General features: G+C 42.4%; 30 protein-coding genes, 2 tRNA genes and 2 pseudogenes. 16 read left to right on the plus strand and 18 right to left on the minus strand.

Annotation, left to right across the window (positions count from 1 at the left end; all coding sequences use genetic code 11):
- Positions 1-198: 198 nt before the first annotated feature.
- Together Q0C29_RS00455 and Q0C29_RS00460 are read left to right on the plus strand one after the other, a co-directional pair.
- Positions 199-711, plus strand: coding sequence for a hypothetical protein (locus Q0C29_RS00455; protein WP_291998696.1), 513 nt, complete (start codon positions 199-201; stop codon positions 709-711).
- Between the two features lie 128 nt (positions 712-839).
- A tRNA-Leu gene (locus Q0C29_RS00460) sits at positions 840-927 on the plus strand.
- Positions 928-1,089: 162 nt separating this feature from the next.
- Here Q0C29_RS00460 and Q0C29_RS00465 read toward each other — a convergent pair.
- From Q0C29_RS00465 to Q0C29_RS00475, 3 genes and pseudogenes are all read right to left on the minus strand, one after another.
- A pseudogene (locus Q0C29_RS00465) lies at positions 1,090-1,560 on the minus strand (PaREP1 family protein).
- A 93-nt stretch (positions 1,561-1,653) separates the two neighbouring features.
- Positions 1,654-2,268, minus strand: coding sequence for a hypothetical protein (locus Q0C29_RS00470; RefSeq protein ID WP_291998697.1), 615 nt, complete (start codon positions 2,266-2,268; stop codon positions 1,654-1,656).
- A complete protein-coding gene (locus tag Q0C29_RS00475) occupies positions 2,265-2,510 on the minus strand; it encodes a MarR family transcriptional regulator (RefSeq protein ID WP_291998698.1) in 246 nt (81 codons plus the stop codon). The genes Q0C29_RS00470 and Q0C29_RS00475 overlap by 4 nt, the downstream gene beginning before the upstream one ends.
- A gap of 48 nt (positions 2,511-2,558) precedes the next feature.
- Here Q0C29_RS00475 and Q0C29_RS00480 point away from each other — a divergent pair, with 48 nt between their 5' ends.
- On the plus strand, positions 2,559-2,915 hold the full coding sequence (locus Q0C29_RS00480) for a hypothetical protein (RefSeq protein ID WP_291998699.1): 357 nt from the start codon (positions 2,559-2,561) through the stop codon (positions 2,913-2,915).
- 182 nt (positions 2,916-3,097) lie between these two features.
- Here Q0C29_RS00480 and Q0C29_RS00485 read toward each other — a convergent pair whose 3' ends face one another.
- Together Q0C29_RS00485 and Q0C29_RS00490 are read right to left on the minus strand one after the other, a co-directional pair.
- A complete protein-coding gene (locus Q0C29_RS00485) occupies positions 3,098-4,189 on the minus strand; it encodes an ATP-binding protein (RefSeq protein ID WP_291998700.1) in 1,092 nt (363 codons plus the stop codon).
- Between the two features lie 229 nt (positions 4,190-4,418).
- Positions 4,419-5,426 carry an ATP-binding protein gene (locus Q0C29_RS00490; RefSeq protein WP_291998701.1) on the minus strand — a complete coding sequence of 336 codons (1,008 nt, stop codon included), beginning with the start codon at positions 5,424-5,426 and terminating at the stop codon, positions 4,419-4,421.
- Positions 5,427-5,554: 128 nt separating this feature from the next.
- Here Q0C29_RS00490 and Q0C29_RS00495 point away from each other — a divergent pair, with 128 nt between their 5' ends.
- The gene (locus Q0C29_RS00495; RefSeq protein ID WP_367173589.1) at positions 5,555-6,028 is read left to right on the plus strand and encodes a PaREP1 family protein; all 474 of its coding nucleotides are present in this window, start codon (positions 5,555-5,557) and stop codon (positions 6,026-6,028) included.
- A 34-nt stretch (positions 6,029-6,062) separates the two neighbouring features.
- On the opposite strand, the gene Q0C29_RS00500 is transcribed toward Q0C29_RS00495, so the two are convergent.
- From Q0C29_RS00500 to Q0C29_RS00505, 3 genes and pseudogenes are all read right to left on the minus strand, one after another.
- Positions 6,063-6,224 carry a hypothetical protein gene (locus tag Q0C29_RS00500; protein WP_367173584.1) on the minus strand — a complete coding sequence of 54 codons (162 nt, stop codon included), beginning with the start codon at positions 6,222-6,224 and terminating at the stop codon, positions 6,063-6,065.
- Positions 6,207-6,263, minus strand: a pseudogene (locus Q0C29_RS10785) (hypothetical protein); the annotation flags it as partial. The pseudogene Q0C29_RS10785 and the gene Q0C29_RS00500, both read right to left, overlap by 18 nt.
- The gene (locus Q0C29_RS00505; RefSeq protein ID WP_291998703.1) at positions 6,248-6,472 is read right to left on the minus strand and encodes an ankyrin repeat domain-containing protein; all 225 of its coding nucleotides are present in this window, start codon (positions 6,470-6,472) and stop codon (positions 6,248-6,250) included. The pseudogene Q0C29_RS10785 and the gene Q0C29_RS00505, both read right to left, overlap by 16 nt.
- Positions 6,473-6,570: 98 nt before the next feature.
- On the opposite strand from Q0C29_RS00505, the gene Q0C29_RS00510 reads away from it, so the two are divergent.
- The 3 genes from Q0C29_RS00510 to Q0C29_RS00520 all read left to right on the plus strand — a co-directional run bounded on the left by Q0C29_RS00510 (position 6,571) and on the right by Q0C29_RS00520 (position 8,222).
- Positions 6,571-7,047 carry a PaREP1 family protein gene (locus Q0C29_RS00510; RefSeq protein WP_291998704.1) on the plus strand — a complete coding sequence of 159 codons (477 nt, stop codon included), beginning with the start codon at positions 6,571-6,573 and terminating at the stop codon, positions 7,045-7,047.
- A gap of 120 nt (positions 7,048-7,167) precedes the next feature.
- On the plus strand, positions 7,168-7,710 hold the full coding sequence (locus Q0C29_RS00515; RefSeq protein WP_291998705.1) for a TQO small subunit DoxD: 543 nt from the start codon (positions 7,168-7,170) through the stop codon (positions 7,708-7,710).
- Positions 7,711-7,715: 5 nt separating this feature from the next.
- Entirely contained in the window at positions 7,716-8,222 is a 507-nt protein-coding gene (locus Q0C29_RS00520; RefSeq protein ID WP_291998706.1) for a TQO small subunit DoxA domain-containing protein, read from the plus strand.
- 616 nt (positions 8,223-8,838) lie between these two features.
- On the opposite strand, the gene Q0C29_RS00525 is transcribed toward Q0C29_RS00520, so the two are convergent.
- The 3 genes from Q0C29_RS00525 to Q0C29_RS00535 all read right to left on the minus strand — a co-directional run bounded on the left by Q0C29_RS00525 (position 8,839) and on the right by Q0C29_RS00535 (position 11,036).
- Complete coding sequence (locus Q0C29_RS00525) at positions 8,839-10,110, minus strand: MFS transporter (protein WP_291998707.1); 1,272 nt, start codon at positions 10,108-10,110, stop codon at positions 8,839-8,841.
- On the minus strand, positions 10,107-10,286 hold the full coding sequence (locus Q0C29_RS00530; protein WP_291998708.1) for a hypothetical protein: 180 nt from the start codon (positions 10,284-10,286) through the stop codon (positions 10,107-10,109). The genes Q0C29_RS00525 and Q0C29_RS00530 overlap by 4 nt, the downstream gene beginning before the upstream one ends.
- 114 nt (positions 10,287-10,400) lie before the next feature.
- The gene (locus tag Q0C29_RS00535; protein ID WP_291998709.1) at positions 10,401-11,036 is read right to left on the minus strand and encodes a hypothetical protein; all 636 of its coding nucleotides are present in this window, start codon (positions 11,034-11,036) and stop codon (positions 10,401-10,403) included.
- A gap of 152 nt (positions 11,037-11,188) precedes the next feature.
- Between Q0C29_RS00535 and Q0C29_RS00540 the strand changes: the two genes are divergently transcribed.
- The gene (locus tag Q0C29_RS00540; protein ID WP_367173585.1) at positions 11,189-11,395 is read left to right on the plus strand and encodes a hypothetical protein; all 207 of its coding nucleotides are present in this window, start codon (positions 11,189-11,191) and stop codon (positions 11,393-11,395) included.
- On the opposite strand, the gene Q0C29_RS00545 is transcribed toward Q0C29_RS00540, so the two are convergent.
- The 3 genes from Q0C29_RS00545 to Q0C29_RS00555 are packed head-to-tail and all read right to left on the minus strand — an operon-like array spanning position 11,337 to position 13,228.
- Complete coding sequence (locus tag Q0C29_RS00545) at positions 11,337-11,855, minus strand: hypothetical protein (protein WP_291998710.1); 519 nt, start codon at positions 11,853-11,855, stop codon at positions 11,337-11,339. The genes Q0C29_RS00540 and Q0C29_RS00545 overlap by 59 nt on opposite strands.
- A 54-nt stretch (positions 11,856-11,909) precedes the next feature.
- A complete protein-coding gene (locus Q0C29_RS00550; RefSeq protein WP_291998711.1) occupies positions 11,910-12,326 on the minus strand; it encodes a hypothetical protein in 417 nt (138 codons plus the stop codon).
- Positions 12,327-12,349: 23 nt separating this feature from the next.
- Entirely contained in the window at positions 12,350-13,228 is an 879-nt protein-coding gene (locus Q0C29_RS00555) for an SPFH domain-containing protein (RefSeq protein WP_291998712.1), read from the minus strand.
- 600 nt (positions 13,229-13,828) lie between these two features.
- Between Q0C29_RS00555 and Q0C29_RS00560 the strand changes: the two genes are divergently transcribed.
- Positions 13,829-14,968, plus strand: a complete 1,140-nt coding sequence (locus Q0C29_RS00560; protein WP_291998713.1) for a hypothetical protein — start codon at positions 13,829-13,831, stop codon at positions 14,966-14,968.
- Between the two features lie 299 nt (positions 14,969-15,267).
- Here the strand turns inward: Q0C29_RS00560 and Q0C29_RS00565 are convergent.
- The 3 genes from Q0C29_RS00565 to tatC all read right to left on the minus strand — a co-directional run bounded on the left by Q0C29_RS00565 (position 15,268) and on the right by tatC (position 17,165).
- Positions 15,268-15,344, minus strand: a tRNA-Phe gene (locus Q0C29_RS00565).
- Between the two features lie 161 nt (positions 15,345-15,505).
- On the minus strand, positions 15,506-16,174 hold the full coding sequence (locus Q0C29_RS00570; RefSeq protein WP_291998714.1) for a metallophosphoesterase: 669 nt from the start codon (positions 16,172-16,174) through the stop codon (positions 15,506-15,508).
- 205 nt (positions 16,175-16,379) lie between these two features.
- Complete coding sequence (gene tatC, locus Q0C29_RS00575) at positions 16,380-17,165, minus strand: twin-arginine translocase subunit TatC (RefSeq protein WP_291998715.1); 786 nt, start codon at positions 17,163-17,165, stop codon at positions 16,380-16,382.
- 206 nt (positions 17,166-17,371) lie between these two features.
- Here tatC and Q0C29_RS00580 point away from each other — a divergent pair, with 206 nt between their 5' ends.
- Positions 17,372-18,337, plus strand: a complete 966-nt coding sequence (locus tag Q0C29_RS00580; protein WP_291998716.1) for an acyl-CoA thioesterase — start codon at positions 17,372-17,374, stop codon at positions 18,335-18,337.
- Here Q0C29_RS00580 and Q0C29_RS00585 read toward each other — a convergent pair.
- A complete protein-coding gene (locus Q0C29_RS00585; RefSeq protein ID WP_291998717.1) occupies positions 18,330-18,689 on the minus strand; it encodes a 50S ribosomal protein L18e in 360 nt (119 codons plus the stop codon). The genes Q0C29_RS00580 and Q0C29_RS00585 overlap by 8 nt on opposite strands.
- A gap of 58 nt (positions 18,690-18,747) precedes the next feature.
- Between Q0C29_RS00585 and Q0C29_RS00590 the strand changes: the two genes are divergently transcribed.
- The 6 genes from Q0C29_RS00590 to spt4 all read left to right on the plus strand — a co-directional run bounded on the left by Q0C29_RS00590 (position 18,748) and on the right by spt4 (position 22,237).
- Positions 18,748-19,710, plus strand: a complete 963-nt coding sequence (locus tag Q0C29_RS00590) for a cobalamin biosynthesis protein (RefSeq protein ID WP_291998718.1) — start codon at positions 18,748-18,750, stop codon at positions 19,708-19,710.
- Between the two features lie 132 nt (positions 19,711-19,842).
- A complete protein-coding gene (locus Q0C29_RS00595; RefSeq protein ID WP_291998719.1) occupies positions 19,843-20,307 on the plus strand; it encodes a hypothetical protein in 465 nt (154 codons plus the stop codon).
- Between the two features lie 49 nt (positions 20,308-20,356).
- Positions 20,357-21,007 (plus strand): hypothetical protein, encoded by a 651-nt coding sequence (locus tag Q0C29_RS00600; RefSeq protein ID WP_291998720.1) that lies wholly within the window; start codon positions 20,357-20,359, stop codon positions 21,005-21,007.
- Between the two features lie 12 nt (positions 21,008-21,019).
- Positions 21,020-21,691, plus strand: coding sequence for a hypothetical protein (locus tag Q0C29_RS00605; protein WP_291998721.1), 672 nt, complete (start codon positions 21,020-21,022; stop codon positions 21,689-21,691).
- Positions 21,672-21,932: a winged helix-turn-helix domain-containing protein gene (locus tag Q0C29_RS00610; RefSeq protein ID WP_291998722.1), complete on the plus strand. Its 261-nt coding sequence runs from the start codon at positions 21,672-21,674 to the stop codon at positions 21,930-21,932. Before Q0C29_RS00605 ends, Q0C29_RS00610 begins: the two co-directional genes overlap by 20 nt.
- 71 nt (positions 21,933-22,003) lie before the next feature.
- Positions 22,004-22,237, plus strand: coding sequence for a transcription elongation factor subunit Spt4 (spt4, locus tag Q0C29_RS00615; protein WP_291998723.1), 234 nt, complete (start codon positions 22,004-22,006; stop codon positions 22,235-22,237).
- The last annotated feature ends 221 nt before the right edge of the window (positions 22,238-22,458 follow it).

Below are 22,458 nucleotides of genomic sequence, written 5' to 3' on the forward strand. Positions count from 1 at the left end.
CTCTGAACCTAAACCCTATTAAGCATTAACATTGCGGAAAGCTTATTTAAGCCAGGTACATAGTGGTTGTTAGCCCCGGTAGTATAGCCCGGTCAAGTATACGGCGCCGATCACCAAACCCCTAACCGGGGTTCCTTATGATGATTCACTCCTTAACTCAGCAGGTATTTAAAGGGCAGTGGAATATAGGTAGGTGAAATGGCTAATAATGATGCATATCTCCAATTAGGTAATTCAATAAGCCTAGCAGCTGCCATACTAATACTTGCTGTACTTGCTGAACTAGTATTAAATGGGCTTAAGGCTATATACTTACCATGGGTTCTCTCAGTAATGTGGATATTATGGATAATGGGTATAGCAGCGTACGTATCATACGTATCAGCTGAACTGAGGGTTAGGCAATTAATGGTGTACACTGTCCCCTTAGCATTAGCAATAACCCTAGTGGGTTTAATACTACTTACTGAGCATAAATTCCTCGGCGCTGAATTAGTGGTACTAGGTTACTTCCTAGAGCCTATAGCTGGCGTATCACTTTACTTAAGGCTCCTTAGCATAAATGGACCTGCAGCACATGCATTCTTCTGGGGTGCATTCTTGTTCACTGTGGGATTACCTCTAATACTGATTAAGGATGCTTACGTATCGCTGATAGGTGACTTAATTAAGATGATGGGCTTAATGCTACTCATTCTACGCAGTAAGTGAATATTACCCAATACACTGTGAAAGCCACACCACCAAGAATCGAGATACTAATACGCCTGGTGCTTTCCTAAGTTGATCACAGGAAGTGGAGAAACGCTTAAAAAATAAGGTCAATTAAGTAAACACAAGCGGGGGTGCCCGAGCTTGGTCAAAGGGGGCGGACTTAAGATCCGTTGGCGTAGGCCTGCGTGGGTTCAAATCCCACCCCCCGCACCATACTAGGAATTGACCATGAATACGCTCACGAGGCATCATGCATACGGTTATGGGCTAGTCCTCAAGGGTAGGAGCGGTGATGGCCAAAAATAGGTGGATCATGGAGGTAAGCCAACATGGTATACACATTGGTAAAAACAAGTGCCGAGTAATCGTTGAATTCTATTTCGATTCGAGTGTTTCTTTCAATTTATTAATTAACACCAGCATGGCCTCTCTATGTATATCGAAGCTCTCCTTTATCATTAAATTGTGGTAGAAGTTTGCGTGTAAACCCTCGGCCATTCTAAAGTTGATGAGTATGGACTTGTCCCTGGTTTCCCTATATAATTTTTCAACTATTGCGTCGTAGTCCCTATGGCTGTAGTGCTCCCAGCCATGGGTTTCAGCAATGGCATTTAACAACGCTGTAACAGCACCCTAAAGCTTCTCGCCAGCCTGGGCCAGGTCACCCCTCGCGTAAAGCTCCTCAGCAGCCCTAAGGTAATCCTCATGAAGCTTAAGGTACAATTCAACCCTCCGCGGAGGGTAAAGCCTCTCGGCAATTAGGTCAACAATAAACTCCTCAACATCCCTATCACCGGCTAACCTCCTCAGCAACTCCATAACTGTTGGCGATAGGGTTATTGACATTGTTAATTAATAAACCTGAGGATTTTAAACCCCTCCTTACTTAATGGATTACGTATTCACTTCAGTAATGTGGACATAGAGACTGTGGAGGCGTTACTCTATATTGGGTAAATCCTCACCCTTAGGCGCGTTTATTAGGTCGTTGATTAGGGCTTCAACATCGTAGCCACTCCTAGTAGCCGCATATCTAACATCCTTAATCTCCTCACCACTTGAACCAGCCTTAAGAATCATTATGGACTTAACGAATAGCCTCGAGCCTAGCCTAACCCTAATCATTGAGTCTAATAAATGCATGTAGTATGCCGAGTAGGCTATGGCTAACCTAACCATGAGGTCTCCTTCGAGTGGCTTGTAGATGTTGAAGAATTCGTGTGGCCCAAGGACACCAGTCCACACGCCAATACCAGAGCCATCGCCATCTAGCCTAACGATTATGTTATAGCCCGGTGGGTCGAAGATGTTGAAGAAGTGGTTACCATTAACCACGTAGTGTAGCCTATTGAAGCCCTTGATGGCGGCCTCCCTAAACCTATCCTCAAAACCATCATCAACACCACTAAGCTCAACGAATCCGGCATTTTGGTTAAGCCAGCCTAGGTGGTTAATTAGGGTGTTGACGTCTATTCTTAGCTTAGCCTCAAGCTCAACAATGAATGCATCAATAGTCCCAGCATCATCAGGCATTATTAGGCTGTATTGCCTCAAGGCCTCTTTAATGATGTGGAGTTTGGAGTATTCATTTCAAGGATCCTCAACCCCTCCTCAGTAATACTATAAACCCCAACATCAATCCTCTCGATCCAACCCCTCTCAATAAGGTATCTTAGGTAATTACCACAAGCACCCCTAGCCATTCCAATTAGCTTGCAAAGCTCACTAAAGGTTGCACTAGGCCTATTCCTTAAGTAATCCAACACCAGTAAGTACAGACCCTTCCCACCACCCATGGCTAAGCCCCTCTTGTTCTATATTATTTAGAGCACTTACATACATGTATGCCTCAGTGTCAGCCTAGGGTTGATGGTGCGGAGTATTGGAGTGAGGCTTGGTGGAGTGAAGGGTTTAGGACTCTTGACAAGGCTTACTCTAGGCTAATGGGCTTTATTGAGGCTAGGGGGAGTGTTATTGGGATGCTTAGCGGCGACTTAAGTAACCTACTTAAGGATGCTAACTTGAGGGACTTTACCCTAAAGGTTATTCTAGGCGGTTTTAGGGATGAGTGCCTTAACAACCCATTGGATGCTGGTAAAGTGGGTGAATGCTTCAATAGGCATGCCATAGGTAGGTTCTATAGGGAGGTACTGGGCATTGGACTAACCAACGAGGACCTATCAGAATTAGTCATCTGTTAGAGGTGTTTTTGCTAATTTATTTATAAGCTTTTCACTAGCAAAATGCTTAAATATGAGTTTAGCTAATACTGTACATTGCTTTACTTGCCACCAGTAGCCATAAACGTACTAGCCACACTGGCACTGGCCATAAGGACCATGAGGACGCCGCCGGCGCAAACCCTGAGGTATGAGTGAAGGAGCTATAGCTTTAAGGTGGTTCTTCTAATTATTGGGTCAGCAACCACGTACTCATCATTTATCTTCTCCACGATGCCGTGGTCAATCAACTCCCTCAACAGTACATATAGTGATTTATCATTAATTGACCTACCCTCCGCCCTCTCAATAGCGGCTTTAAGATCACTCCAACTCCTCCTCATAAATAACTCCCTAAGCAGCACCCTATACCTAGGGCTCCTATTGGCTAGGAAGTTCCTAAGTTCAGTAAGCGCCATCTCGGTCGCTGTCTCGAGGACCTCATCAAGCGATTGCCTACCCTCAACCGCGTATTGATGACCAACGTAAGTGAGCCAACCAATGACGCCATCAAGCTCATTCACGACACGCACCAGGAGGTCATCGCTTGGCCTAACACCGTACTGCTCGAAACCCCTCCTAAGGAAGTCCAGCGACTCATCGGGACTGAGCCTCCTGGTGCTTACGAAGTGGATGTACCTACCAAACAATGGCGCCTCAGGATCCTTAACCCTAAGGAATCTATCTAACACGCCAACCTCGGAGCCCGAGAGTAGGAATTTTACGTACCTCAGATTGTCGTAAGAATACGCGAGTATCATGTTAAAGTTAATCCAGGTGACCTTACTCAATTCCTGCGCCTCGTCAATGGCTATGACCACAGCTTTACCCAACCCAGCACCAAGATCATTAATCGCATCTAATAAATCGCCGACGCTCAACCTACGATGGCCACCAAGCCCAAACTCCACGCGTATTGGCGATACCTCAACCTTAATCCACCTAATTCTTAATAAGGCATCCTTAACCCTATCAATGAGTGACCTATTCCTGCTCAGGAAGCCCTCAAGCCCACGCCTAATCAACTCAGCGATGTCTGACTGCCTAGGCCTGCTACTAAACCTAAGGTCGAGGTAGATAAATGGGTAACCAGCCTCATTAAGCGCAACCCTCATTAGTGAGGTCTTGCCAGTCCTCCTGAGGCCCCTAACGACAATTATCTTCTCATTAACGATGCCGCTAATTAATCTCCTCAACTCAGTCTCGAAATCGTATAAGTCCTCCCTCTTACTTTTAGGTTCAAGATCAAAAAGCATAATACCAGTAACTTACCTATAGGGTAGGCTTATTAAACTATCGATACCAACACTAGTACTGCAAATATAGGGCGTTGACAAGGCTAGGCCTGGTCGGGTAAGGAGGGTTCAAATCATACTAAGTCATTGTGAGGTTGACCTGTAATGCGCGCTGCCGTGAGTTAAGGCGTGAATAAGGGAGTGCAGGGATACGTGTCTTAATGACTCTTCATGTTCAGGGCGTGGAAAACTACCTCAGTAATTGCTTGATTATTGCTCGGTAGATGGGTAGTTGCCATGCGTAGTACTCCCCAATGCCGAGCTCTGGGTCTTTGGGTATGCTCGCATTCCCTATCGTCGAGACCCACTTGTAGATTATCAGGTTGTTCCTTATCAATAGATCGCCGAGTTCTATTAACCTGGCGTTTGAATCCCTATGTATTGCGTCTGGGTCATTAACCACCTCGATTAACTCCTTCACCAATCCCCTACCCTTAACCTCATCAACGATGGGTGCCAGCCTCTCCACTACCGAGTTTCTATACGCCGTCAAGTCCCAATTAAACGCCATAGCCAACTCCCAAAGGGCTCTCGGGTTACCGCCAAGTAATGTCCAGACCTCGTCAAAGTCAAGCCAACTTGGTGGTTTGAGGGGTAGGTATAGATCCCTAAAGGATTCCCTATTGAGGTTCCATATTAATCTAGTAACTAGGTAATTATGCCTAAATAGTAACTTAAGGCTCTCGCCCTCAGATGTAGTGGCTATTACGTTCACGGCCCTGGGCCCGTACTCACTCATGAACTTCTGCATGAATTCGTAAAGCCACTTAATGTACCACTCAACGTTATTGATGCCCATTGATTTAACAACATCATCCACGGCCAGGAGAACGTACTTACCGTTGAGCCTTGTCCTCAGGGCCTTCTCGATTATTAACGTGGCCACCCTGGTTAACGCCCTACCAACGCCCTCATTAATAAAGCCACTCACCAACCCCCTAACCACGTCCATGACTAACTCAACCCCTGGCGAGGTAAGTAATGCCTTATCTAGGTCAATGCCCTCGGTGGCGTCTATGTAGAGGGCAACCCCATCATCCCCAAAGTACTCCCTGAACCTCCTCACGAATTCCTTAAGCAGCCTAGTCTTGCCACAACCCTCAGGGCCATAGATGTAGAGGGGCACGTACCTAAAGCCAGAAGCCCAATCCCTCAGCCAATAAAGCTCCACAACCCTGTTAACGAAGGGAGGCTCCACAACCCTCAGATAGCATCCACTAACCCCTTAAAATACATTGTTCTCCGCCTATTGTTTTTAACTTTATAAAATTCTTAAATCACTGCATTGCTTAATTAAAGGGGTTGTGTGCCAAGTTAATTGTGGAGATACCTGAAGAGTTGCTTAGGGAGGTTGAGAAGAGGGGTTTGGACATAGTTGACATCATCATTAACGCGATTGAGAGGGTGGATCCATCTGGCGGCGTTAAGTTGAGGGTTGAGTTAGCTGTTAGGTTTCTGAACGAGGCTAGGGAGTATTTGAATAGGGGTGATGCTGTTCAAGCATCCGAGAAGGCTTATAAGGCCATTGAGGAGACTGTTAAGGCACTGGCTGAAAAATATAATTTACCTGAATACCAGCAGGCAGTTAAGGATGGCGGATGGTTCGCTTATCTGCTACAGAGGGCGAGCAACACATTATCTACAATGCTTGGTGAATGGGTGGCGGCAGGCTGGGCATCGGCATATGCCGTACGTGTGTGGGGGTTTCACGAGGGGAAATTGGAGGTGAAGGATTTAACCACGTACATTAAAATCATTGAAGATACGGTAAATAAGGCACTGCAGATATTAAGTAAGTGAGGTAACATTATATTAGTTCCTACACTCTACATGATTAGGTTAAGTCCATATGCGTTGTATTAACCCTCGTGGGGGTTGATTTAAGCAGTTTAATGACCTCAGGGTGGTTAGCCTCCTTAGCGTAATCCAACGGGATTCTACCATCCATATCCCTAATGCTTAAATAAGCCCCGCTGCTAATGAGAAGTTTAACCATGTTAACGTCACCATCCCTCATTGCTAAATGTAGTGGGGTTCTACCGTCGCTATCTCTAGCGTTTGGATCGGCGCCATAGTTAAGCAGCGCAACGTAGTGTTAATGCGGCCACCACCAGCCGCCATGTGGAGTGGGGTCTTACCGCCACTATCCCTAACATTAGGGTCGCACCCCTCCCTCAAGAGCTTAACAATACCCTCAGCATCACCACTCCTGGCAAGTTCAAGCAGTTCAAGGCAATTAGGCATATAGGTTTATGGATGCATTATCCTTTTAAAGATTTAACACATTTTAAATGCAGCGCCTTTACGAAAACCCTTAAATATATGCGCCATTGTTTTTTAACGTGGCTATTCCACCATCATTAGTAGAGGCCCTCAGGAGGAGGGGCCTAGATGTTGGCTACCTAATCGACACCCTACTAATTAACTCAAGCATTGACCCCCCTGAAGCCGTTAAGGCCCATGCAGAATTGGCTACTATGGCTTTTAATGAAGGTGTAGAATTCGCTAATAAGGGTGATGTTGTTCAGGCCAGTGAGAAGTTGTATAAGGCTGTTGAGGAGGCTATTAAGGCACTGGCCATGGCCAAGAACCTGGAGGAGGCTAGGGAGGCCTTAAGTAAAGGGAGGTGGACAGTGGCATTATTAGACAATGCGGTATCTAAGCTAGGTGATGTAGTTGAGAGGGCATGGGATGCGGCATATTTCCTACACGTGAATGGTTTCCATGAGGTGAGGATTAATATTGAGCAGGTTAGGAGGAGGATCCCATACATAAGGTCATTGATTGATGAACTCAGGGATGAAGTTAAGGTTCAGTGAATTATTTTCTCTTTTTATAAAAGTACCCATTATAAAAGTCGAATGAATCATATTTCATCGCTATGAATTTATTAAATTTGACGCAAACCGCCTTTTTAAACAGTAGAAGGCTGGTAAATTATGGAGCAGGCTAAGGCGCTTGAGGTGAGTGGAGTGTCTCTAGCGGATAAATATCTACCCATCTTGAGGGTTACGTTGGGTTGGATGTACTTCTCGGCCTTCCTAAGGAGAACAGTTAATGTGCCAGCCAAGTTGAATCCGCACTCAAGCGCCTACGTTGGTGGTAAGTTGATAACCTTCCTGCCACATGCATGGCAGCCCATAGTGAGTACCCTTGAGTGGATTCTAATGCATCCACACTTACTCTACATCTTCCTACTGGCGTTCACAGCTATTGAGGGCATATTTGGCCTATTAATGATGCTAGGCTTCATGACTAGGCTATCTGGTCTCGTTATAGCTCTACTGGCCTGGAGCATTGGGGCTGCTGGCGGTTGGCTCGGCCCAACGTGTGTTGATGAGTGGCAGATAGCCACTGTTGAGGGTGCAGCGGCCTTCATGTTCATGTTCACTGGTAGTAGGTGGCTATCCATTGACCAGTACCTCGCCAGGAGGTATCCCGCTGGTTTAAGAATTTGGAAGATTAACGTACCCCTATGGTGATGGCTATGGACAGGACCTCCGTATACGCGGTCCTTGGATTCATAATAGCCACGGCCATAACGATGGCGCTTTACCAAATAAACTTCCTCGGATTCACCCACCTAACCAACTACTCTAAGAAGCCAGCATACTCCCTAGCGGGGACTCAACTATTTGAAAATGGCACACTGGTGCTCCACATAACTAGGGTTGCCGGGCCAGACACCTACGGTGGATTTATAGTGCTTGTACAGGTCCTGTACCCCAATGGTACAGTGGCTTACCAGTGGAATGCCGCATACCTAGGCCGCATACCGCAGAGTGATATAGTGAATAAGTATAATTTACCAGGACACCTAGTTCACTCCGATGGATTCGCCCTAGTGGTTCCATTGGGGCAATCCGCTATTGTTAAGTTATACGCGCCTGTAGCATTCAGTCCAGGCATATACATTGTTAGGGCCTATGATACTGATGGACAGTATGAGGCTTATGGAATTAAGTCCCAGACTTATGTAACCGTAACCAGTTAGCCTAATCCTTAATCTTTACCTTAAAAGAAACCGTTACTGCATATTAAGGCGTATTAATGTAACCTATTATTCTAAGTGTCCTGTAGCTCCACATTAATCACAAGAGCCTTAACCCTCAGTTAATGGAATCTCCTTGGGCAGTGTAACTTTACTGCCTTTAAGCTTACTCAATGTTTCAATTCCATTCAGTACCATGTGGACCTCCTCAATCTCCCTACTTCATTTAAATCTCTCAAGATCCTCCAGGATATTCACCATCTTAATGCTTGGCTTTAACAGGCTTCAACATCCCTAACATTCTCTAACTTAAGCTTCACATTCAGTGGGAATTTCAGAAAATACGTTAATGAGGTATTGCAAATAAGCATACACATTAATAATATCATTGTAAAACCGTTTACAGCGCTAGGAGGAAGAGTAACAGTATAATGCCAGGTAGACCAATACTACCACCTAGATCAACTATTTGAGAATCATGAGAGATTAATCAACGTGAAGTATGTTGAACTTGTGACATACCCAGAATCCTCAACCCCATACCAAGAACCGAAATAAGCTTCCTCACCCAATACTCCCTAGGTAAACCAAGGACAAGGTGAAGCAACAAAACAGAACACTAAAAGGCTGGGTAGCTCACTTTCCCTAGACTGTATTTAATTATGAGAAATATCACTATACCCGTTAACATTGCAATTAATAATGCCTCTGGTGCACCAACTACAGTACCTATGAATGCCCAAATAATGGAGCTTAGGATTTGCGATACCGTTAATATAGTCCACATTGATGAGTAGACGATTCCAAACTCCCTACGTGGAGTTACATATATGAGCATACTTCCCATCGCGGTGAAGAATGCGTTTATTGGTATATTATATATGAAATTGAGTATGAAGAGAGTTGGCACTGCAATAATCATAATTCTAATGGTCATTGGAACAATGCAGAAACCCAATCCTACAATGAGGGCAATTACCATGAGGACAATAATAGTACCTAACTTATTAACTCTGAACCTAGGTGCAAGCATTGACCCAATGACCACACCAATGGTACCAAACACTCTATCAATACCAGCGAGTAGCGCAATGTTGTAGTAGATTGATAGTATACTGTAATTCAAGACGTCCAACGATATTATCAATAGGTAAGTAATCACCATTATTAGTATCAATACCCTAAAGCTAATGTTGTTTTTAACTAATTCACTGAACTTAACGAAGCCTTGTCTGAGGACTTGGGTGCTCGGTCTATCCGTAACCCTTCCATGATGCCTCATGAGTGTTAATGGTATTAATGCCACCATGGAGAGTAGGGCTGAGGTCAAGATTAGGTACTTAGCAGTATCAATGTTTAGGTATAGTAAGTAGCCTGAGATGACTATTGCGGTTATTGATATTAACGATCTTAGTGTATTATTGAGTGATGTGTATAGTGTTATCTTCTCATTATCATTATAAAGCAAGTCCTTAATTAATGCGCTTCTTATAACACCCATTGCCGAGTATATACTCATGCCAAGCATGATAGTAATGAGCATCAGGATTAGGCTTAGGCTGTTTATCCCCATCATGACTATTATGAGGAATGCAATAACGTAAGATACAGACATTAAGGCATCACTTATGGCCAATACCTTCTTCTCATGACCAAGAACATCAATCACCGCACCACTGAAAAACCTCATTATTGTTGATGATGCGTAGAACACATAGACGAGGGCAACACCAAAAATCCTCATTGTATCAAAACCAAGGATGAATGAAACAAACTGAGTAACATCATACACAGTATTATTGAAGACATTAGAGTAAACAAGCAAAACAACATCCTTAATGCCCAGGATACTACAATATCTGTTAAATAAATTACGTAATAAGTTAATCATAACCTCCCCCTACTAAATGCATCCTCATCAGGCTTTAATTCACTGTAAATTCGCCTAAGCAGTGTTGTACTGCTCGCCTCATTAGGGCCTAGAATTGAGACTACTTTACCCTTATGAAACTCAATATTGATATCACCATTAACTGGTATGTTGCTGAAACTTTTCCGCACCTCCATTGTCTTCACTATTATGTTTTCCATATTTAGTATCAGATTTAACTGATACTGAATCTTTTAAATTTTACGTCTCGAAGAACGTTTTTACCTGGTATTACTAGAGAAATTACATCACTATGATGAGAAGGATTGCGCATTAGTTAGCTCAATGCTGATTAATTGCTGGATTTCTGTTTTACTTAAGGTTGCTCCATTTATAATAATTATAAGTATATCGTGGCTATTTGTGGCCATGACTGCAGTGTATTGTTCACCATTACCAGAAGGGGATTCAACCATGTAATTGTATCCCCTTATGTTACCCATTATAGGGCTTTTAGGGGGAAGGGTTAGATTGAAATATGAAGTTACCGCGAAGTATGAAACGATAACTACAGTAACTCCATTTAATGTTCCACGTAGGGTGGTTTCATAAGCCTTTAGTGGATTAATATTCATTTTATTAGGAAGCGGGAAGAAGTATAGGGACCCGGTCTTAAATGGGTTACCATTATAAGGTACTACGTAGTACCCATTACTGTTTTTACTCAGATACCCATACATGGCTGTCTGAACATTCCATGACCCTCCTAAAACCTGATGAGCTTGAGAGGGCGTAAGTAATAAGGGGAAATTCCGTGGAATTAATGAAACCCTAGCTTGAGTCACTATGTAAACTGTACCTACTACAGTTGTCACTATTACTAAGATTACTATTATAATCACCATAGTAGATATGCCTCTCTTAAATGTATATTCTAAGTAATTCATTAAATGGGTTAAAAATGAATTATTAATAAATTTTTCTGAAAACTATAAACAATTGAAAAATAGTGATTTTAATTTATTTATTAATTAATTAGTATTTAATTTTCTTTAAGGATTTTCCAATTGCTTTAATATTACATATTAAGAGTATTCAGGTGAGGGATGGGATTGCCTTTGCCTACATTACTCACGATATTTCCACAGCCAAGTACTTCAGTGATAAGATACTGGTAATGTACGCCGGTAAAATGGCTGAAATAGGACCATACAGAGACGTGATAAGGGATACACTGAGAAGTATGCTTACTCCCTTAACTTGGAGGGCATTAACACTTTCTGTCTCTCATTGGCGTAAACCCTAGCCTCCTTAACAGCATTAAGTATACTTAGTGGAGGTTGATTAGACTTAGCTAAGTCAAGTATTTCCCTAGCCTTAGTAATTAACCTATAATCATACTCCACAAGTCTCTCTAAGTCCTCTGGGTAAACCTTAAACCTATCGTGCATACCAGCATCACCAAGTGGGGCATTATAGACTTCACTTATTAACTTCCTTATCTCACTCAGTAAGTTCTCATACTGCTGAATTATGGGGTCAAATGGGTTTGATTGAGCTACTAGAGCCTCATTAGCCTCAATAAGGCCCCTAGCCTCCTCAAGCATCTGGGTTATTGCCTTTCTCACTAGGAAGTCGTCCTGCCTAATTAAGTCCTTAACCTTATACCCCCTAAATCCAGGAACCATTAATTGAAGCCTCTCCAATGGGGTTAAGGGTGATTCAGATACCGGGGTGGGTGATTCATTATCCTGCCTATTACTCATGGTTCACTACTGTTGCTACTGAAATTTAAGCCTTTTATCTTTAATGCACGTTAACTAACTAAGCCTAACACCAACGTAGCCTCCTATGATACCGGAGATTAAGTTAACAACTATGAATACGCCTATCTTAGTCCTTAATGGTCCTACATAAGCATCGAACAGTATTGATAGGAAGGCTAAGGATACTATGGTGAATATGACTATCCTTTGAGTGGACTTAAATATATTCGAGTAACCCATCATGTACTCTGACTTATAAGGTCTAGTGAAAATAATTAATATTACATATAATGCCAGTGTTAATAGGAGACTAACCCAGTAACCCTTGTAAAGTGACCAAAATGGGCTTAGAGCCAGTGGAGTGGGGTAGAATATGTTGGCTAATGCCTCCAGGGCTAGTGTTAGTACCGAAACTAGGAAGGAGAACCCCACTCCACTTACAGCACCATACCTCACATCTCTAGTACTCATGGTTAAGTTAATTCACTTAAGCCTTAACTCTCCTGACTGGAGCCCTCTTCCCTCTTCCTCTCTGGTTTAGCCATGGGTGGTGTGAATTGGGTGGTTGGTATTACCCCGGTTCCCCCTATTACTAAGTTTATTGGGTAATATGGTACGCCAAGCATCATGTTTGTGGCTGCTGGGTCTGAGCGTTGAGCCATTATTTCAGCTAACCTAGCCCTAATTGCGGTAACTGGGTCTAGGCCAATTGCGGTGAACTGTATTATCCTCCTCATGGTTTCATCCTCAGGCTCAAGTCTAACTATCCTGCAGGTAAGCAGGTTAACACCCATCTCTTCCATCACAGTCCTAAGTGATGCTGTTACCGCATCGGTTATCTTATGTAGGTTCGCGTAAACTTCATTAAGGGAAATCATGTTAAGCACCTGTGATACTGACTGATCCACTATTGGTGATAGGAATATGGCAAAATCATTAACAGTGTACTTAAGTTCACTGAATTGAATACTGTTAATGAACTTAACGGGGTCAGATATCGTGAAGTAGTAGGCCACTTGATACTTCATTGGTACAAGCTCCTTAGTCTGAGTTGAACCCTCGCTCCTAGCCTCATGACGCGCAGTGCTAATGAAAAGTACCTCCACCTCCCATGGCAGATTACCTGAGTACTGGAGCCTTGCGAAGAATTGGGAAACTGGGTTAGCTGGAGTCTGTAGATCATGAGCTCCCGGATCAAAGACACCAGTCACTTGGCCCTGAACCCTAACTACTGCCCTCTGGTTTGAATAAACTATTAGCCTTGACCTAGTCCTAACATCCACTGAGTGATACTTAACTACAAGGTCGTTAGGACCCATTTCATCAATACCCTTCTCATTAACAGAGGATATTACCTGCGCCCTAATTGACATAAATTAAGTATAATACCTGGTGGTTTAAATACATTGCTGTATTCAATAATGAAATAAACCTTTACCTACTCATAACCTTGCCTAGGACACCTACTGAAACTTGTTTCAACATACCAGGTTAATTATAAAATAAAATACGATTTTTAGTTAAATATAATTCATAACGTTATATTATAATCAAAATTATAAGATATATTTTATATTAATAAAGTTCAATCACATTAAAAAGAAATACCTAAGATGCGGATTCAGGACAATGAGGACCTAATTATAATTGATGAACTGAACGATAAGCCTTACTTCTTCTAATGATTGGGGTTGGTTTTTAAATTTTCTGTTTTGCTTTAGTGCTTCAGGAACCGCGGATTAGGGTCTCCATGGTTTATTACTGGACGAACAGAGCAGGGGTAACGCTTACCAGCAGTAAGCAGTTAGGATGAAGGTAGTAAACCATAAACCAATGAACCACCCAAGGAAAACATTCCTCAATGGTGGAGAAGGAGATGGTGACGCTGATTGAGGCTCATAACCGTTAACCTTATATTTAATTATAGATCAGGTTCATATATGAATGCAGGATTTCTTAATAAGATATTAATTGTGATTAGTATCGTTCTAGCTGTTTTACTGGGTTTATCGATGGGTGGTGTCTTACCCTACGTTTCTCATGTAAGTATAAGCCCAGTATTCTTTACCATAACCTCAACATCATATGTAACGTACACTTCAATAGCGCACTCGACCATAACACGCACATCAACTATAACTACCACGACAATAATTATGCGCAATTATACTGAAACACTAACCACAACTAGTGTGGCCACTCAAGTAAGTAGTACAACAGTCACAGTGACCGTCACCAATACAGTCACAATCACACCATCAACAACCACCACATTAACCACAAGCACCACAACAAGCCCAAGTACGGCTAGTCCATTACTCTTGCTGAATACTACGGCTAATACTGGTGAATACACCGGCTTCATTATGAATAATAGCCTCTACATCTACTACACTGCCCCATTATCCCAATTAATTGGTGTTAGGATTATTGGCTTGAATATTACTAATGCTCCCGTGCCAGTTAGTAGTGGTGTTGGTGCACCAGACTATTATAATAATGGACTCCTCTTCATTGAGAATATTGGCGGTAGTTTCGCAATAGTCTATTGGGATTTCAAAACCATGAGGGTGCTTACGCCAGTGGTGGGTTATTATGTGGCTTATGCCTTTAACCCAGCCACTAGCCTCGAGGGGGCATTATGGATGCCTAGACTCCTCGCCTTTAATGAGACTAGGCTACTCATACTCAAGGATTGGAGCAGCATAGTCACTAATGTTAGCATGCCTTATGCTAACACTATTCAGGAGTGCCCTAATGGCTCATTCATTATCCAGCTCCTAAACTCAACCATTGTAGTATACCCTGGGTTTAGGGATTATAATGGTTACCAGGCTTTCGGATGTGACTACTACATGATTGCCAATACCCTGTATTACGATGGTAAAGCCTACTACCTAGGAGCCCGCATGATACTCACTGCCTACCCAAATGGCTCACTAATCATAGTGCTAACGCCAAGTGGTGTTAGCGTGTATGATTTGAGCATGAGGCTACTCTTTAGTGTGCCAGTTAATACCCCAGCTAGTGCTGAGGTTTTTAGGCTTGGTGAATATTACTATGTTATTGCATCAAGCTTAGGTAGGCTTGTGGTTTATGCTGTTAAGGCTTAAGTGAGCTATCCCGTCCTGAAGGGTGGGGTTCTGTAGGCTGTTGGGTTGGCTTCCAGTCCCCTTTCCTTAGAATGTTTATGCTTGCGTTCATTATGCTTAGTATCCTCCAACCTCTTCAAAAACAACCCCACGACGAGTAGGAGGGTTAAAGGAAACGACTACGCCTACATATACGTAGGAAACGTAGAGGCATTGAAGAAACTCAAGGGAAAGAAAGTATGCCTACTAATACTAGAGGAATGTATGTTTCCAGCTTTTAGATAAGACAAGTATCCTTAACAGTAAAAGGACTTGATACCTGGTGCCCCGGCCGGGACTTGAACCCGGGACCCCCCGGTCTTCAGCCGGGTGCTCTCCCAGGCTGAGCTACCGGGGCCTGTTGCGTTTTAGTTAGCCTAAATGGTTTTTATGCTTTTCCTTAGGATACTTAAAATAATTGATCCTTCATTATTCATGTTCTCATAATCCTTATTAGTACCTTCATGCTGCCTTTAGTAGAGGTTAATGATACTTAAATTCAAGCAGTGGTGAGGCTCATTAAATCTTAAACACGTATTCCTCAGCACCATCTTTAAGTACCTTAATACTCATATCATCGGTGCTGAGTATGGCGTAGCACCTGTACCTTTGTGATGAATCAACCCTAAGGTAATTACCCCACTCGTACTTACCGTAATTATAGCATTCACCTGTCATATGACCATTAAGCAGTAGCCTTGGTTTAAGAAGCTTAACCGCATCTAGTGCCACTGTACTGTATTCATCATTCCTCATCCATGGGTATTGGTCAGGTAAGTAGAGTGGTTGATGCATTATAAGTAAGTCAAGGGAATTAACCTTCCTCTTAATCCTATTAATTACCCTCATGAACCTATTAAACCCAATGGTGTACTCACCATCGCTTTGACTTATTAACCCATTAATACCACTGAGGGTTAAGCCATGTACCCTGCGGATTGCACCATCACCAATGGCGTAATGCTTAATTAAGCCGAAGTTCTCATGATTCCCATAGACTGTGATTAAGGGTACTCTACTAATAATTGCGTATAAGTCATCTTGAGTTAAGTACTCACCCCAATCACCCGCTGATATTAATATATCAGGCTTAACATCATCAATAACTCCAATTAACCAGTTAACCGCCTCATATTCCCCAGGCTCAATCGTCTTATGTAGGTCACTTATCAACAGTAGCTTAGCCATACCTTAGTGAAGGCATTAAGATTATTAAATCTTAGGTTAAATTTAAGGAATTCATTAATTAAGTAGGGTATACCGATAATGTTCCCCCAATTCACGTAGGGATCAGTAAGCATGGGTTCTTAATCACCGGACCTCATTCGGTTAAGGTTTCATCACTTAGTTGACGGTCTAGGGGTAGTTATTAAGCTTATTTACCATTAAGAGACTACCTCTTCTCCACTATCATTGAAGCCAACACGCCCACTATGTATAATGCCGACATGGTTAACCCAATTGTTGTCTCAATTATCCCACCAGTTGTTCCTGGGGATATTATTAGTGCGAATAGGAAGCTTGCTAGTACTCCCCAACGCCAGTACTGTCTCCAGGTTGATGCCTTAACAATCCTGAACCTTGTTAATATAGTCATTATTAACGGTGTCTGGAATGCTAAACCCATTGAGAGCATTAGGGCTAGTATAGTCTGCACGAATGATCTTAGGCTTATCGTTGGCTCAACATTAAGGGCTTTAGCGTAGAATAGGAAGAACTTGAATATTACAGGTATTATAATGGCGTACGCGAATAATGAGCCTAATGCGAAGAGTACCATTGCCGGTAGTACTGACGCCTTGAGCATACGCCTCTCATGCTCATAAAGGCCAGGTGAGATGAATGCCCAGACTTCCCACAGTACTATTGGTAAGGCTATTATTACTGCGAGGAAAAGCGATATTTGAGCCGCCGCCAACAGTGGGTCAAAAGGGGATATTGTTATTATCTCAACACCCTTAGGTACGGTTGCGTGAATGAAGAAGTTTATTACTGATACTGAGAATGAATCATCTATTGAGGGTATCGGCACAATAACCAGTATGCCGGGTGGATCAATCCTAGTGATACTGTATTTGAATGCGAAAACAAGTATGAATGATATTAATATGGTGTATAATGCCTTCCTTAACCTACCAATTAACTCCACAATATGGCTTATTAACGGTTGCTCCTGCATTCCTAAATTCCTTGCTAGCTAACTCAACTAATAAGTTTTGATTCCGGGAAACTGAAAATGTGTACATGAGGAAAAGCTAATAAACCAAGGGATTAACCTTAACTCAGCGGCCGTGGTCTAGTGGTCTAGGATGGCGGCCCCCCGTGCGGCGGTGCGTGATTTAATAAACGAATTATTTATTAAGGCTTGTGAAATACTACATAAGTATGGTTAGTATTAGGGATACTGAGGTTACCCTCCTTGAGGTAGTTCAACCATTTGACGCTAATTCTGTTGGCAGACTATTTGGCGGTAGGATACTGGAGTGGATTGCTAACATTGGTACAGTGGCCACTGTTAAGTTTTCCCATGGGCCAACCGTATTGGCTTACATGGATAGGCACTTCTTCCTAGCCCCAGCCTTCATCGGTGATTCAATTACACTTAAGGCTAGGGTTGAGTACGTGGGCAGATCATCCATGGAGACTTACATTGAGGCTGTTAGGCATCATGGTGGTGACCAGGTGGTTATGACCATGACCACGGCGGCTTATGTTGCTGTTGATGATTATGGGCAACCCAGGTTAATTAGGAGCGAACTTAAGCCTAATCCTGATGAATTAAGGATTTACAATAATGCCAGGAATAGGTATGAGGCTAGGAAGAGTAAGATAGCGAATAGGCGTGAAGAGAGGTATAATGTTAAGGATCCAACAGAGAACCTTAGGTGGAGGGTTGAGTCAAATAGGTGGGTTACTCCTCAAGACGCCTTCATGTCTAACATGGTTTCCGCAGGCAGATTACTGGCTTGGATTGATAATATTGCAGCCTCACTGGCAAGTGAATACGCCAAGTCGGTAGTGGTAACTGGGTCAATTGATGATACAGTGTTTTACTCACCAATAAGGATTGGTGAGATTGTTAAGATTGCTGCAGGCATAAGTTATGTTGGGAAGACCAGCCTGGAGACTTTAATACACGTTACCACTGAGGATGCCTACGGTAACGTTAAGAGGGTGTGCACCGCCTACTACACTTACATTGCCATTGATGATAAGGGAAAGCCTCAGCCTGTTCCGCAGTATCAGCCTATTAATGATTATGAGAGGGGGCTTTTTGAGGAGGGGGCTAGGAGGAAGGCTGTTAGGGATGAGGAGATTAGGAGGTTGAGGGGGTCGATGATTGTTAAGTGATTATCTTAACGCCGCTTGGCTTAGGCATTCTCCTAACAAGCTCCGGGATGCTTAGGGCCTCGCCTCCATTAGCCTTAATCTTACTAATGGCTGTTTTAGAGAAGGCCCAAGCAGCCACCGTTACCCTTTTACTTAATTCACCATCCCCAAGAACCTTACCTGGAACAACAGCCACATCACCATCATTAAGAAGCCTATTCAACTCACCAACATTAACAACAACCCTACCCCTCCTAGGCCTACTAAGCAAAACAGCCACAGTAGCCCAGAGCCCCACATTATACCGCCTATGCGCCACCTCAAGAAACCTAACAGTCATCCTAAGATACTGGTTCGTTGACTTTAACTCCACGGGAAGCCTTCTACTGCTATATTTTAAAAACTTAATCTTAAGGAGGATTAAAGGGGCCATGAAACCGTACCTCTTAATTGCTTTAACCATAGCATTAATGATGGATTACCTATACCCCCTGCATAAGGGCCTACTATACTTAATTCACCCAGTGCACTTAACCTATGGGTTAGCTATAAGGCTATATAGGCCTTATTCAGGAAGGCTATGGGGGGTAGCTGTATGGTTTTCATCAGTTGTACCAATCCTATTAATCTACAGCGTACCCATTATCGTAGTACACTTAGGTAATCCTGTTCTCCTAGTCATTATCCTAGTTTACGCCGGCTTCATGGTTAAGTTAAGCATATCCTTAAGGCTACTGTTAAGTATAGTTGAGGATTACGGTAAGGCTATTAATGAAGGCGACTTAAACAAAGCTAGGGGTATAGCTCAGCAATTGGTTAGAAGGAATGTGTGGATTATTGATATTGGGCACGTTAACTCAGCCGTGGTTGAGTCACTCTTTGAGAGCCTCGTGGATGGCTTCACCTCACCCCTATTTTACCTAATGCTACTTGGACCAATTGGCTCATTACTTCAGAGGTTATCAAACACCATGGATAGCGCCCTAGGTTACACTGATGAACCATATAGGCGTGTTGGCTGGTTCTCAGCTAAGGTGGATACTGTCATGAATTATGTTCCAGCCAGATTAACCGCATTACTAATAATACTCACTGGGTTTTTAATGGGGAGGGGGCCAAGGCTAAGCACATACTTAAGGTATAGGTCAATTACCAGGAGCTTGAATGCAGGGCACCCCCTTGCCGCGGCATCATCGGTACTAGGCGTAAGGCTGGAGAAGATTAACGAATACAGTATTGGAGATGGGGAATTACCTGACATCACTAGCCTACTAACTGCAATTAAGCTAACTAAGCTTACTGCAGTATTGTTCATTATAATACTTGCCTTATGCTTAATATTAATCCCATCAGTTAAATACGGCTTAATTGGTTCATTAATCAAACTCAATTAAAATCCTCAATAATTACTCAATCATGCTACAAAGCCTTAAAACTAGTAGCTTAGTCAATAAATCATCCAGCAATGAGAATTCTCATTGTTACTCAGCAGTTTCTTTATAAACCCTGTTAAGGGATACTTAATAATGGGTACTGTTAACGTTAATAAACCTGTAACAACAATGCTCAGTGAACTAAGTAATGATTTAAATCGAGATGACTTAGTTCTGGTTGAAAGAATGCCTCAAATAAAGGAGACTGAGAGGTATAGGGATGTGGTAATAAACATGCTTAAGGAATTCCACGTGACACTGGTTCTAGTTAGGTTAGTGTTTAAGAGCGGTGAGGTTAAGGGTTATGTTTTCCTGGTTAAGGCTGATGATTCAAGTGAAGTTCCTGGTAATGGGCATGTGGAGGGTTACGTGATAGTGAGGGATCATAGGGGTAGGATGACTAAGTATGTTTATAATCCTGAGGAAGCACCCCTAGATTATTTAGCCAGGGAGGTTTTAACCTTCGCTGAATTGTATAGGAAGGCTGAGGAGAGGGTCATTAAACTTGGCTTAACTGAGGCGTATAGGGATAGGGGCTTTTTCACTGATTACGAATAAAACTTAAAGTAAGCGGCTGAAGGTTAGTTGACTTGGTGTGTTAAAAACTGTGGCTGAGGTGTATGAGACTAGGAAGAGGAAGTTTGTGGATAGGTTGATTAGGGAGGGAGAGGAGGGTAGGGTTGATTTCGATATTTTCGATTTCCTAAGGGAATTCAACGAATTGAGTAATTACTACACAACCAGTAGTTGTAGTGGTAGAATAATGATTGTTGATGCCTTTTCACTCAGCTTCGCTAAGGGTAGAGGGTTAGCTAAAATACTGGCTAAGTGGCATAGGCCAGTTACTTTAAGTGAGGTACTGGGCGCAATCAATAGCGGAGTTAATTTATGGCTGCTTACCAGGGGGCCAATACTGCATGTTGTTGCTAAGGATGTGGAGTCAGCTATGGATTTAACCAGGTTGGCTAAGGATGCGGGATTTAAGAGAAGCAGCATCTTGTCAATTAAGGATTGGGGGGTTGTTATTGAGATCGAGAGCGACGATAGGTTAGATATCCCAATTAAGGTTAATGGAGAATTACTTCTCAATAATAATCAACTTAGTGAAATTATAAATGCTGCTAATGAGACGCTAATGTTCGGTAAATTAAGGCTTGTTAGGTTAATTAAGTTGATTGAATCCAGGTATTTTAACAGGAACTATAGTCAAGATAATGAGGCACTGGTGCCATATAGGGTCTTTAAGAGGTGGCTCTAGGGTGATGGCTTAATGGCAATAATGGTGCCTACAAGGCACCTACTTTACTTCCTAATAATAGCCTACGAGGCTTACATACTAATGGCTAACCTACTAATATCCTACTACGCCTATAGGGCCTCGAGAATTTTAAGCAGTAGGAATATGCTACTACTATCAGTGGGCATAATGCTTTTCGGAATATACATGCTTACTAATAGTTTAATAAACATATCAGTCCTAGCGTACCTATATTATGAACCAGCCAGGAGACTAATATATGTACCACCCAGTGTATATCCCTGGCTTATTATGGATGGTTTAATGGAGTTAGCCAGCCTTATATTAATATCATTGGCCTTAAGCCTACCGGCTGAAGCCTACATGCTAATTGCTGGTTTACTGATTATGCATGCTAACCCAATATTCGTGATACATTCATTATCAGTACTAAGTATAATCTTCTTATCATACATATGTATACTGCTCTGGTTAAGGTTTTCTCAAGGTAATAACCTAGTAATGTTAACTGCATTAGCGTTTACGTTACTCCTCTTTAACATACCAGTGGAGGTCCTAGTATTCATAGTGACTAATTCACTGTTCCTTGAACTAGTAGAGGAGAGGCTAGTTTACTCAGTAGCATCCACTATACTACTAGTAAACGTCATAAGGGTTGTTCACTATGGTAAAGCGCAGGAGTAGGGTTGAGATTATAATGGAAATCCTAGAATACTTATCCGAGAACTGCAGTAAACCTACTAAGATGTCCATGGCGCTGAACTTAGCTTACGATAGGCTTGATCAAATGCTTCAACAATTGAGGAGCAATGGACTAGTGACATACGATGGTGACTCATTTTGCATAACACATAAGGGGCTTGAGCTACTGAGGGAATACCAGAGGTTTAGGAAACTCGCCAAGTCACTTGGAATAGATCTCTAATTGAGTAGTAGGAATTTTTAGTCCCCGCCATGGTTAGGAATGTTTATTAACCCTAATGCTACTTTACGCTGATGAGTAGAGCTACTAGGAGTAGGACTAGGAGGAGGCCATTATCAGGATTTAAAGCATGTAGAAAGTGCAAGTTGATAGTTCCCGATGAGGTTAATCAATGCCCCAACTGTGGTAGCATTGAATTCAGTGAAGAGTGGAGGGGATTAATAATTGTCCTTAACCCTGAGGAATCATGCATAGCCAAGGAGTTAAACATAAGTAAACCAGGCATGTACGCTGTTGAAGTATCGTAAGCTTCATTAACGATATTCCCATCAACACCTAGGCTACTTAATTTATACTCAGCTTAAATGCTATGTGGAGGTTAATAACTATGTACTCTATTGTTACCTTCATGTGAAACACTATTATTATTAAAGATCAGTGTGTAAATATATAAAAATTTAATTGTATATTGCTTATTACGTATCGATTAATTTTCATTAACTTAAGCTCACGATAATATTACATTTAT

This window comes from Caldivirga sp., from assembly GCF_023256255.1.
Taxonomy (GTDB): Archaea; Thermoproteota; Thermoprotei; order Thermoproteales; family Thermocladiaceae; genus Caldivirga.